Source organism: Planctomicrobium mucosum (assembly GCF_051466335.1).
Taxonomy (GTDB): Bacteria; Planctomycetota; Planctomycetia; order Planctomycetales; family Planctomycetaceae; genus Planctomicrobium.
In genome coordinates, this window is sequence record NZ_CP195793.1 from 1,641,858 (window position 1) to 1,655,230 (window position 13,373).

Here is a 13,373-nt window from a genome sequence, read left to right on the forward strand (position 1 = left end):
TTGCGAAAGCTGGGAGAGGAATTCACATCTAGAACTTCATTTTGGCGCTTGATGCATAAAGACGTGCTCGTCGGAGTGACTGTCGTCAGACTAAACAATATTGTTGGATTGAGTTATTGTTATGGGAGACCAACTCCCGCCCAAAAGTTTAGAAAAAGCAAATTAGCTCCCTGATTTTGCGAGAAACTTGAGTAGTGACTGATCGTTCGGCATTCGGTGAAGTCCCTTTAAAAAATTTGCCCCCACCCGATTCCGCTCAAAATCGCCACCAGATTCTGATTAAAAACCTAAAACGACAGGTGACATCCATGAAGCGATGGAGATCTGCATTTTGCAGTCGCGTTGTGTATTTAATGGTCCTGAGCCTTTGTGTTGCTCAGACTTCTTCCGCACAGGAAATCGCACAATGGATCTGGTCCGGCGACACGAAAGACGACGCAAAGGTCGAACTGCGCAAAGTCTTTGAGGTGACAGACGACGTCGCTTCCGCGACGCTTGTCGGGACAGCTGACAATAAATTCACAGCCTGGGTGAACAACCAGGAGGTGTTGTCGGTGAACGAATGGAAGGAACTTCCTGTCGCAGAGGTGTTGCCACATCTGATCAAAGGGAAAAATGTTCTTGCCATTCAAGGACAGAATGAAGGTGGAATCGCTGCTGTGATTGCTGTTCTTCGCCTCAGAATGAAGAACGGTGAGATTGTCGAAATCAAGACCGATGGCAGTTGGAAGGGAACTGAAAACGCCCCTGGGAATTGGCGTGAAGCGGGCTTCGATGACTCTCCGTGGAAGCCTGTCACTGTCATTGACGACGCGAATTCTGGTCCTTGGAAAGGGTCTGTGAACGTCAGTGCGATTCAGGACGCGTTAAATACGGATCCGCAGGCAGCGTTTCGTCCAATCGTTGCAAAAAATGTGACCCAACGCCCGGACTTTGTTGTCGAGCGGGTCGTTCAGGTTCCGCGGAATCTCGGCTCATGGGTTGCATTGACGAAGGATCCTCAAGGACGCCTGATTGCATCTGCTCAGGGAGACGAAGGGCTCTATCTGATTGTCCCGGGAGATGATGAGAACCCATCCAAAGTGGAGAAACTCCCAGTCGATCTGTCGGGAGCACAGGGGCTATGCTGGGCGTTCGATTCGCTGTATGTCGTGATCAACGGTGGGCCAAAGTCTGGCCTGCACCGAGCCCGAGATACAAACGGTGACGGTCTTGTCGATACCTCCGAGCACATCATGCCGATCGCTGGAGGTGGTGAACATGGACCTCATGCCATCATTCTGTCGCCTGATCAAAAGTCGTTGCATGTGCTCGCGGGAAATCATTCAGCGATGCCTGAGGGGATCACTGGCAGTCGAATTCCCCAAAACTGGAGTGAGGATCATCTCCTCCCACGTCGTTGGGATGCGAACGGTCACGCAGCAGGTCTCTTGGCACCGGGTGGTTGGATTCTGAAAATCGATCCGGAAGCGAAGCAACGTGAAGTGATCAGCATGGGATATCGTAACCAGTACGACATCGCATTTAATGCTGACGGCGAGTTGTTCACGTATGATGCAGACATGGAATGGGACCTTGGGGCTCCCTGGTATCGTCCGACTCGAGTGTGCCATGCGACAAGCGGAAGCGAATTCGGCTGGCGCAGCGGAACTGGAAAATGGCCGGCTTATTATGAGGACTCATTGCCAGCGGTTGTCGACATTGGCCCAGGTTCTCCAGTCGGTATCGTCTTTGGTGAAGGTGCAAAGTTCCCTGAGAAATACCAGCGTGCTCTGTTTCTGCTCGATTGGACCTACAGCACCATTTACTCGGTAAATCTCGTTCCGAGCGGTTCGACATATACCGCGGTAAAAGAGGAGTTTCTTGTTGGTGAACCAATGCAGGTGACCGACGCGATTGTCGGGGATGACGGAGCCCTCTATTTCGCAGCGGGCGGTCGAGGAACTGCATCCTCATTGTACCGTGTTCGATACACCGGTTCAGAATCAACTGCTCCGGTCGATCTGAAAGATTCTCGGGATGCTGGTCAGCGTGCCGTTCGCCATCAACTTGAAGCTTTCCATGGAAAGACAGGTGGAGGGGATCTTGATTTGATCTTCAAACATCTTGGAAGTGATGACCGATTTATTCGGTATGCTGCTCGTGTCGCATTGGAATGGCAGCCCGTTGCAGAATGGCGTGACCGGGTACTGAAAGGGGAAGCAGTCAGTCCTCGTGCTGCGATCAATGGTGCCATCGCATTGGCCCATCAGGGAGCATCTACAGATCTGGAATCTGCTCTAGAACTTCTGGAGAAGATCGACTATTCCGCTCTCGATGAGCAAGGAAAGTTGGGACTGTTGCGAGCGTATGAGCTGCTGTTCGTTCGATTGGGAGCACCGTCCGAGAACGTCCGACTCAAGCTGATCGATCGTCTGGATGCTCTCTATCCTGCTCCAACGTATTCAGAGAATGCAGAACTGGTTCAGTTGCTCGTCTATCTCAACGCTCCAACGGTTGTTTCCAAGACACTCGCTCTCATGCGGGAACTTGGCCCAGAACCGCTTCCGGACTGGGGATACCTGACGACTCGCGGGGGTGGATATGGCGGAACAGTTGGAGCGTTGCTCGCGAATCATCCGCCAGCTCGAGCTGTGCACTTTGCCTTTATGTTGAGAAACAAAAAGGGAGACTGGACACTGGCAGAACGTGAAGAGTACTTCAAGTTCTTCATCGACGCTGCGAAGTATCCCGGTGGAAACAGCTTCGCGAAGTTCCTGGATCAGTTCCGGGAAGATGCGTTCCTGAATAGCACTCCTGCTGAACAGGCGATTTTGGCCCCGATCGCTGGTCAGTCGTTGCTGGCTCCACTTCCTCAGTTTGATCCTCCTGTTGGCCCAGGTCGGAAATGGACTCGAGAAGAAGCGCTCGCCACGATCGAGAATCAGCTTCGCGAGCGAAACTTCGAGCGTGGCCGACAGTTGTACTTCACGACTTCCTGCGGCAAGTGCCACCGGCTCAACGGAGAAGGGGGAGCAATCGGCCCGGATCTTTCGACGGCTGGTAAGAAGTTCCCGCTGGCAGACATGCTGGATAACATCCTCGATCCGAGCAAGGTGATTTCGGATCAGTACGCTTCACACCAGTTGGTGACAACCGATGGCGAAGTATTGTCCGGACGAGCAATGCAGGTGGGCGACGAGTACTACGTTTACACCGTCGATGCCGATGCGCGTCCACGTGTGATCAAAGCCTCGGACGTCGATGAGATCGCTCCTTCTCAAATCTCTCAGATGCCTGTTGGATTGGTGGACACCCTCAATCCGGAGGAGCTGAAAGACTTGATGGCGTATCTGATGTCTGGAGGAAATAAAGACTCCGACTACTTCAAGAAGAAGTAAGATCACGAAGAGAGTTACAAGGTGCTGTGAGCGATCGTCACAGCACCTTGTTTTCTAAAACGCCTTCTCTTTGAAGGATTTGCAGGGTTGGTCGATGACTCAAATGCGAAAAAAATCCTGGGTTGAAATCCGGCAGATATTCGTCTTCTGTCTTGCCGTTGGATTTGGAACGGGACTGGCTTTTGCGGACGAGAATCCCGCTGCTGTTGAACACTTCGAAAAACAGATTCGCCCGCTTCTCGTGAAGCATTGCTACGAATGTCATAGCCATCAGGCGAAAAGGCTGGAAGGGAATCTGTTTCTCGATTCCCGCGAGGGCATGCTCAGTGGAGGAGACTCTGGAGCTGCGATTGTACCTGGCGACAGCGAACAGAGCCTGCTGATCGATTCGGTGAACTATGGGGCCTATCAGATGCCTCCTAAGGGGAAGTTGTCTGATGCAGACGTACAGCTTCTGACTGAATGGGTGAAGAGTGGAGCAGTCTGGCCAGATGAAGTGCCCCCGACCGGGAATGCGGTCAGAGAGGTTTTCGATCTCAAGGCGAGACGTGATGGGCATTGGTCCTGGCAACCGATTCAGGATTCGCCGGTTCCCGCTGTGCAGCGGAGTGATTGGCCTCGGAATGCAATTGATCATTTTATTCTTGAGAAATTGGAAGCGGCGAATCTCTCAGTCGCTCCACAAGCCGACCGCTCGACGTGGGTTCGTCGTCTCTATTTCGACTTGATCGGCTTACCACCGTCCGTTGAACAGGTTCAGGCATTCGTCAACGACACTCGACCCGATGCGAAAGAACGGCTTGTCGATGAACTGCTCAACTCACCTCAATTCGGTGAGAAGTGGGCGAGGCATTGGTTGGATCTGGTCCGCTATGGGGAAACCTATGGACACGAGTTCGATTTTTCGATTCCGGATGCATATAAGTACCGCGATTATCTGATCCGGGCGATTAATTCCGACGTTCCCTACGACCAACTGGTGCGGGAGCACATAGCAGGGGACCTGATTCAACAGCCAAGAATGCACCCGGAAAAGGAGACGAATGAGTCCATCATTGGGACAGGATTCTGGTTCTTGGGGGAGGCATTACACGCACCTACTCATGTTCGCGCAGATCTTTCGACTCGGGTAGAGAACCAGATTGATGTGATGAGTCGGGCATTTCAAGGGCTTTCAATTGCGTGTGCCCGTTGCCACGATCATAAGTTCGATGCCATCTCCATCGAGGACTATTACGCTCTCTACGGTGTCATTAACAGTTCGCATCGCGATATTGCCTGGCTTGATCCGCATCATGCAATCCAGAAAGCCATCCAAGAGCTGGATTCTGTTCAGGTGGCGGCTGATCACCAGCTTGCCAAGTCCATCGCCGACAATGAACTACTTCGAGAAGGGCATATTCTTCGATACTTGTTGGCTGCTTCTCAAGTTCGCGAGCAATCGGAGGCAGCCCCCGCTGGAGAGACAACACCCGTTGAAATCAGTGCTCCATTGTCTGGTTTAGCAGACGGTCTGAATGAGGAGCAGCTCAGGCGCTGGACTGTCGCTTTGCAGGATGCTGCGGTTCAGGAGAACTCGCACCCGGCCTCGATTTTCGCTCAGGCGTACAAACTGCCGGTGGATCAAATTCCCTCCGCGAAGCGTGGTTTCCTGAATCACGCTCACGAGGTCCTGAAGCAACGAGAACGTGATCAAGAGCAATGGTCCAGAGTCGATGAATCGCCCTTTGAAGGGTGGCAAACGACAGGGAATTCTCTCGATGTTATCCCTTTAAAAGGTCTCAAGGGAGATTGGTTACATGATGTGAATCGAGTGATTGTCCCGGGCAGTGCATCAACTGCTCGTCGCCCGCCACAAGCTGTCGGGAGCCTCCGCTCGCCGCTATTCACATTGGAGGATAATCACCTCCACTACCGAATCCGAGGTTCAAAGGTCACGGTCCGCGTTGTGATTGAGAACTATTTTATGGACGCTTTCGCTGCGTTGTTGTTTGGCGATTTACGCCGAAATATCGACAACACGAACGGGGAATGGGTCAGCGTCACTCAGTACGGAGACTTTCTGAATCACATCGGGCGACGTGCCTATATTGAGATTCTGGATCACGGGGATGGAGAGTTTGAGATTGAAGATCTCCATCTGGGAAGCAATGGAAGATCGTCAGGGCGTTTGCCGTCACCGATGGCTTTAGAGATTGCTGGTGACGAAAAAGTTGTGACTCTCGAGGATCTCGCATTACAGTGCGAACAGAAATGGGTATCGGCTCTTCAGCGAGTCGCTGCGGATGATGTGGATGTCGATTCGGCGAATCTGCTGAACTGGATGTTGAAGCACAATCTTTTGGGCATTGATGAAACGCTTAAATCGCTGAGAGACACCGCTCTGCAGGCTGCTCAGAAAGTTGGACGTCCAGAATCGGTTCTGGCAATCGTTGACGGTCCGGGGCTGGATGAGCCGATTCACATTCGTGGGAGCGATGAAAACTTTGGCGACGCTGTTCCTCGAGGATTCCTGACGGCGCTCAAGGATGCGAATCCAATATCGATTTCAACCGGGAGCGGTCGACTTGGGGTCGCAGAGCAAGTGACCTCGCCAGAGAACCCTCTTTTCGCTCGAGTGATTGTGAATCGTCTTTGGCACCATCTGTTCGGGAAAGGGATCGTAGTCTCCGTCGACGACTTTGGCGTCATGGGGCAACCTCCCTCCCATCCGGAATTGCTCGACTGGTTGGCGACAGATTTTCAGAATGATGGGTATTCGATAAAGCGGTCGATTCGACAGATGGTCCTTTCGTCGACTTATGGGATGTCTTCCGAACCATTAGGGGAAGAAACAGAAGAGATTGATCCAGAGAACCGGTTGCTCCACCGCATGTCTGTCCGTCGCCTCCCGTCGGAATCAATCCGGGATGCGATGCTGGATCTTTCGAATCGATTGAATCTTGAAATGTATGGTCCGAGTGTTTCTGTGCACCTGACGGACTTCATGGAAGGGCGAGGACGTCCGGGAGCGAGTGGTCCTTTGGACGGCGGCGGGCGAAGAAGTATCTATCAGGAAGTGCGTCGGAATTTCCTCTCGCCAATGATGCTGGCGTTTGATATGCCAAGCCCCTTTAGCTGCATGGGGAGACGCTCGGTTTCGAATGTTCCAGCTCAGTCGCTGATGCTCATGAACGATCCGTTTGTAATGGAACAGGCAGCATTGTGGGCCAAGCAGATTCTGGAAGCGAAATCGGATTCACGCGCACGGATTGAGCTGGCATTTCATCAGGCGTTTTCCAGGGATCCGGATAAGAGCGAGCTTGAAGAGTGTCTGCTGTTCCTGAAGGAGCAATCTGAGTTGTACCAATGCGATGAAGGGGATCCGCAGGTCTGGGGAGATCTCTGTCACATGTTGTTCAACATGAAAGAGTTCATCTTTCTCCAGTAAGTTTCGGTGAGCCAGATCTTAGAGTACGACGGGGATGTTCAATGGCCGGTACGTATTACAATCATGGAATGAATTTCATGCAGAGCCGACGACAGTTTCTGATGCGGAGTGCATGTGGTTTTGGCGGAGTCGCTGCGACAGCGCTCTTGCAGAAGAGTCTTCCCGCTGCTTCTGCGAATCCGCTGGCTCCGAAAGATCCGATGTTCCCCGCCAAGGCGAAGAGCATCGTCTTCCTTTACATGGATGGTGGGCCGTCGCAAGTCGACACCTTTGATTACAAGCCAATGCTTGCAAAACATGATGGAGAAGACCCGCGTCAGGCGATCGGGAAACTGGAAGCGACGCAGTTCAACAACGTTGGGAAAGTGCTGAAGTCTCCCTGGGAATTTCAGCAGCATGGGGAAAGCGGCCAGTGGATCAGTTCGCTGTTTCCACACCTGTATCAACACGCTGATTCGCTTTGTGTCATTAAGTCGATGACGTCGAAGTTTCCTGAACACACTGCTGCCAACTACTTCCTGCATACGGGGTCTGGTCTGCAAGGACGTCCCAGCATGGGGGCATGGGTTGGTTACGGGCTGGGAAGCCTATCGGAAAATCTTCCGGGGTTCGTCGTGTTGAATGGAGGGCTCATCCCTCCGGGCGGGCTAGATAACTTCAATTCGGGGTTTCTGCCAGCTGCCTTTCAAGGGTCTGTGCTGCGAGCAGGTGAGACTCCTCTGGCCAACATTCGTCCGCTGGAACGCTCTGCAGAGTTTCAGAAGCGGAAGCTGGCATTGCTCAATCGGTTGGATCATGCCTCTCTCGACCGTTTAGGGCGCGATGACGAAATGGAAGCGGCGATTTCCAATCAGGAGCTTGCTTTCAGAATGCAGTCTGCTGTTCCGGAACTGATCGACATCAGTCAGGAAACTGCGGAAATGCAGGAGATGTACGGTTTGCAGGCCAGCTATCCGCAAACTCGAATCTTCGGACGCCAGTGCCTGCTGGCCAGAAGAATGGTGGAGCAGGGGATTCGATTTATCGAACTGACTTGTCCCGGAGGAAATGGAGACCGCTGGGATCAACACAGCGCGCTCGTCGATGGGCATAACAAGAATGCGATGACCGTCGATCAGCCGATTGCAGCCCTACTGACAGACCTGAAACAGCGAGGACTTCTGGACGAAACACTCGTGGTTTGGGCTGGCGAATTCGGGAGAACTCCGTTTGCTCAAGGGGGAGATGGGCGAGATCATAACCCGTTTGGTTTCTCCATCTGGATGGCAGGGGGAGGCATTCGAGGGGGAATGAGCTACGGGGCAACGGATGAGTGGGGATACAAGGCCATCGAGAATAAGCTGGAGATTCACGATCTCCACGCCACGATGCTGCACCTGCTTGGGATCGATCACATGAAATCCACATTCCGGTTCAGCTCACGAGAAATGCGTCTGACCGATGTACATGGTCATGTTATCCACGACATTCTCGCGTAACCCGATTTCTTAGCTCTGGGGGTCTATCGCAGAAGGATCGTTCATCGGGATCGGCGAAGTCGCGAGAATTGTCTGAAAGACCGGGAGCGATTCGGGGGGGAATGTCATGTGCGCAAGTGTATATTTGTGCACCGCATCGTTTTTTTGAATTTTCCAGTTTTCTACCAGCACGTCCACGTCTGACTGGTCGGTGCAACTGGGGCAACTGTGTAACGTGATCATTCCGAACTTCTTGGCATCTTCCATTGCGGCAGGAAACGGGCTGAGCTTTCCCTCTTTGATGTCACTGCTGACTGCCTGAGCATCCGCAAATGGGCCGTAAATTCCTGCAGTCTTCCATGTGTCACATTTGGTGCAGTAGGGCTCGCCGGCAGACGAGTTCATCATGGAAAAGGAGATCCCAGCGACAATGAGGGCTTCGAGTAACCAATACGTATAGGTGCCGGTGTATCCCAGATTAAAACCCTTCCCGTTCCGGTTCCCATTTCCCTTTTTGATCTCGACTCCCTGTTTGGCTTGGAAATCAAGAAACTTCGGGAAAGTGTCGGCAGCCAGTATCCCACGCAGGTCGGGATTGCTTTCAAGCTCCTTAATAAACAACTGAATTTCTTCAGGAATTTCAGTGTCCTTGTCCTTTGCATTAATTTGCTCCAGATTTTGAGCAAGCGTTCTCGCCATTGGCAGCCATCCAGGGAAGGCTTTCTTGAGTTCGTTTTGCGTTTGGTAGTAACTGGTGTAGTGCATTGCCACCATCGTAAATGCACCAGCAAGGAAGCCTGCAAGGCCGCACAGTAACGGGTTGCGGAGGTGGAATTTTTTCACGAGATAACTACCGAAGAAGCCGACGATAAAGCCCATGGCTAATGGGAACAGCATGATCAGGTAGAAATAGTTTGAGATGAATCCCGCGATGACGCCCAGAATGATTCCCAGGATCCCAAGAGCCCCGATGACTTGAAGCGCCGGGCCGAGGTAAAGAGTACCGTCCGCCCGATATGCGGTCGCTGGAAACGTGATTGTTTGACTTGAATTCGACGGCGGATAGGAAGGTTTGGAATCGCTCACGGGTCACGTCCAGTCAAGTGCATCAAAGGCCGGTTCACTTGCTAGCAAGAAGTCTCCAACAATAGAACAGGTTTGATGGACGACGTAAATAGATCAATGCCTGTCTAATTGATCCGGGAGAACCTGAACAGGAATTGCTTATTCGCATGGAGCCATGCGACGGTCGTGCTCTCACTCGCTGAACCTGCGATGGGTGTTTAATCTTCGCGAAAGTCACTGTGACCGGGGCTAGGGAGAGCGAATGACCCGCTGCACGAGCCACCATAGTACGGACAGCATCACCCCAAAAATGGCCAGCAGTGCCAGTGCGTAGCGTAAGAAGATCCAATAGAGGTCTTCCATCGGCCGAATAGCATCATCCTTGCGTTCCTGCACAATGGTGATCCAATCGATGTCGGGAAGTTTGGCAACCGCCGCCAGCCATTCTCCAGCGTAATGCGGATTGATCTCCGCAAACGGATCTTTGAACTTTGCGATTCCCTTCCCATCGCGGATTGCCTGATTCAGCTCGAGTTCTGTGTCTGCTGAGAGCTGAAACGATGACGACGTTCTGTCGGTGCCTGCTGGTACAGGCGTCGCGTTTTGAACACGTGGGTTCAGTGATGGATGGTCAAGAATGAGCGGCGGATCTTCCCGCATATCAATGAGAGAAAGAATGCGATCGTGATCCTCAACGTGTGTGTGCTGATCACTGTGTCCGGCGATTCGTTCTTCCCACTGCTTCAGTAGATCTGAGATGTGGATCGTCCGCGCCAGCACTCCGATGACTTTCGTGTTCTCGCTATCCCAGACCGGTGCAGCGATCGCGACCATGTAGTCGTTCGTATTGGTACTTCGAAACGGGGTGGAAATTCCAGACTTCTGGCGAGGCTGAATTTGCGAGACATCGTCATTGATGCCCAGTTCGCGTCCAAGTCCGTGGAAGTAATCGCGGTAGCTGAAAGATTGCCCAATACTCTCTTTCCAGGGAGCACGGTAGATCTGGATTCCGTTGGCATCTGTCAGGAAAAAGCTCTCGTCGATCGTCCGATGCTGTTGGTCCAGCCGCTTCTCATTGTCAGCGCGCCAGCGGTCGAGAATGTCGACATAATCTGATCGAAGCCCCATGAAATGAGGCGTGCTCTCTGGTGCTGCGAGTCTTCGAGCCAGTCTTTCGAGTTCGGACTGACGATCTGAAAGATCCAGTTGCAGGCTGACCGCCAGCAAACGGGTTGTCGCCATATCCCCTGAAAGTGCGCGCATGGAAAGGTGGTTCTCTGCCTGTCCCACCGCGACATGAATGACGCGGTTTCCCAGCCAAAACAGTGTCACCAGAAATAGGATTGGTCCAAGGAATCCGAGCCAGATCAGCGGACGTCGGGCTCGATTGACTTCTCGACGTTCGAGGAGATCCAGCACCACTTGCGGATTGGGGATGCGATCGATCGGGTTTTTCTGCAGGCAGCGATCGATCAGTTCGATCAACGCTTTGTCGACACCAGAAATCTCGCGATGTTCCGATGGGGCGGGAGATTCTTCGATGATGGACTGATAAATTTCCAGTCGTTCATCCAGGGACTTCGCCTCTTTCAGTCGGGCTTCAGATTCATCTGTTCGATAGGGAGGGACTCCCGTCAACATGTTGTAGAGCAACGCGCCGAGTGCATATACATCCCAGCGGACATCCGGAACGGCATTACGGACAGCCTGTTCTGGAGGCATGTAGTAAAATGTTCCGAATGCTGAGCTTTGATCACTCGCAAGTCGCGACTGTCCAAAGTCGCCCAGTCGTGCATCGTCACCTCGATCGAGAAGCACGTTTCCCGGTTTAATGTCGCAGTGCAGAATCCCCGCGCTATGAGCGTGAACGAGTGCGCGGGCGACGGCAGCGGTGATGCTCAGCGATTGCTGAATTGAGATTGGACCTGTCGTGAGCAGGTCTGCAACGGATCGGTGTGGAAGGTACTCCATCACGAAGTACGGAGGGTCGTGATCGACGCCGACGTCGAGAAGTCGGACGACGTCTCTTGATGCATCCAGAACTGCCAGCTTTTCCACTTCCCGTGTCAGCAGTGTCCAGTCGAGACCGCGGCGTGTCGTGAAAAATTTGATCGCGACCTGCTTACCTGTTTTTCGTTCCCGCCCGAGCCAGACCGTGCCGTACGAACCTTCGCCGATGTTTTTGAGGACTTCGTACCCCCCGACAGACATCGGAATCGCCCCTTGACGCAAGCTCTGCTTGCGTGACTCATCCTGTTCGTTCTGACCTTGAACGGGAGTGTTATCGAACTGGGACGATGTAGAATCAGGCTGCTTCGAACGGTCCATATGTATTGAGCTCGGATTCTGGCGACCTGCTGGGTCGTCGCCGAATTGCTACTGGCATCGATCATCCGTGTGGTCGATGTGGGGGTTCCGGTGCAATTGGGTAGGTTACACCATCTGATCATTTGTCTGGGAGAGCAATCTCTAGACAGGATCTCTGTTGGCAGATTGTCTTCCATTATGGGCAAACGACTCAGCGTCTGTGAAGGAGACACTGAGTCGTCGCGATTGGTTCCAGCTAAACTTACCCGAAACTATGCGATGATCGCATCGACCGGTTTACCGTGAACGTCAGTTAATCGGAAGTCGCGGCCTGCAAATCGATAAGTCAGGCGTTCATGATCCAGCCCCAGGAGCTTGAGCACTGTGGCCTGAAGGTCGTGAACGTGGACTTTGTTTTCGACAGCCTGGAATCCGAATTCGTCGGTTGCCCCGTGAACCGTTCCCCCTTTGACGCCGCCTCCCGCGAGCCAGGTGGTGTAGCCCCAGTGATTATGGTCACGACCATTGACTTTCCCCGCGTTTGATCCGGGGGTAGGCAACTCCACCGTGGGAGTGCGCCCAAACTCTCCCCCCCACATCACGAGAGTATCTTCGAGCATTCCTCGTTGTTTCAGGTCCTTCAGCAGTGCCCCGAGTGGCTTGTCGAGTTCGTTTGAGAGATTTCGATGACCGACTTCGATGTCGTCGTGATGATCCCATGGTTGACCTGCGCCATGCCATAGCTGCACAAATCGCACTCCTCGTTCGACGAGGCGACGTGCGATCAGAAGTTGACGTGCATGGATTCCTTCTCCATACATTTCACGAATGTGTTTTGGTTCGTGATTAATATCGAACGCGTCTGAGGCGTCCATCTGCATTCGATACGCGAGTTCGAGGGACTGGATACGTGCTTCCAGAACGGGGTCCGCATCACGTCCCTCCAGATGTTTTCGATTCAACGATTGGACGAGATCAAGCTGTTCTCGCTGCTGTTCGCTCGTCTGTTTATTGTTCCGAATGTTCTCAATCAGCTTTTCGATCGCTGTGTGCTGAGTATCGATGTACGTTCCCTGATAAATTCCGGGCAGGAACGCGGATCGCCAGTTGGCACTTTCCGTAATGGGATATCCATTCGGACACATGGCAATGAAACCGGGGAGATTCTGATTCTCGGTTCCGAGTCCGTAGCTGACCCAGCTTCCCATACTCGGGCGAGGAAGTCTCGCATCCCCGCAGTTCAGAAGCAGCAGTGACGGTTCGTGGTTCGGAACGTCAGCATGCATCCCGCGAATCACGCAAATGTCGTCGATTGATTCCGCTGTGTGGGCGAACAGTTCGCTGACTTCGATTCCGCTTTCGCCGTATTTTTTGAATTTGAAGGGAGAAGGGAAAGCCGCGCCCGTTTTGCGTTCGGTTGGTAGATTGTTGGGGAGTTCCTTGCCAGCGTATTCGAGTAACTTGGGCTTCGGATCGAACGTGTCGACGTGAGAGGGACCCCCATTGCAGAAAATGTGAATGACGTGCTTCGCCTTCGCAGGGAAGTGTGGCATCTTCGGAGCCATCGGGGAGGTGCTGGCGTGAGCCGTGTCACGCAAGGCCTGCTCACCCATCATGGCAGCCAGTCCCAGCATCCCGAGTCCTTGGCCAGTTTGCTGAAGAAATTTTCTGCGATCGAGGTAATTCGACGGGAACATCGGTGTTCATTCTCCGCAAAAGTGTGAGGAAGCGGGT

6 protein-coding genes are annotated in these 13,373 nt (G+C 52.9%); 3 read left to right on the forward strand and 3 right to left on the reverse strand.

Annotated elements, in window-relative coordinates:
* The first annotated feature begins 308 nt into the window (after positions 1-308).
* The 3 genes from SH668x_RS06750 to SH668x_RS06760 all read left to right on the forward strand — a co-directional run bounded on the left by SH668x_RS06750 (position 309) and on the right by SH668x_RS06760 (position 8,288).
* The gene (locus SH668x_RS06750; RefSeq protein WP_437187936.1) at positions 309-3,380 is read left to right on the forward strand and encodes a c-type cytochrome; all 3,072 of its coding nucleotides are present in this window, start codon (positions 309-311) and stop codon (positions 3,378-3,380) included.
* A gap of 103 nt (positions 3,381-3,483) precedes the next feature.
* Positions 3,484-6,810 (forward strand): PSD1 and planctomycete cytochrome C domain-containing protein, encoded by a 3,327-nt coding sequence (locus SH668x_RS06755; protein WP_437187937.1) that lies wholly within the window; start codon positions 3,484-3,486, stop codon positions 6,808-6,810.
* Between the two features lie 77 nt (positions 6,811-6,887).
* On the forward strand, positions 6,888-8,288 hold the full coding sequence (locus tag SH668x_RS06760) for a DUF1501 domain-containing protein (RefSeq protein ID WP_437187938.1): 1,401 nt from the start codon (positions 6,888-6,890) through the stop codon (positions 8,286-8,288).
* Positions 8,289-8,297: 9 nt separating this feature from the next.
* Here the strand turns inward: SH668x_RS06760 and SH668x_RS06765 are convergent, their stop codons facing one another.
* From SH668x_RS06765 to SH668x_RS06775, 3 genes are all read right to left on the reverse strand, one after another.
* Positions 8,298-9,353, reverse strand: a complete 1,056-nt coding sequence (locus tag SH668x_RS06765) for a hypothetical protein (RefSeq protein WP_437187939.1) — start codon at positions 9,351-9,353, stop codon at positions 8,298-8,300.
* Positions 9,354-9,581: 228 nt separating this feature from the next.
* Positions 9,582-11,660 carry a protein kinase domain-containing protein gene (locus tag SH668x_RS06770; protein WP_437187940.1) on the reverse strand — a complete coding sequence of 693 codons (2,079 nt, stop codon included), beginning with the start codon at positions 11,658-11,660 and terminating at the stop codon, positions 9,582-9,584.
* 251 nt (positions 11,661-11,911) lie between these two features.
* Entirely contained in the window at positions 11,912-13,336 is a 1,425-nt protein-coding gene (locus SH668x_RS06775) for a DUF1501 domain-containing protein (RefSeq protein WP_437187941.1), read from the reverse strand.
* Positions 13,337-13,373 lie beyond the last annotated feature (37 nt).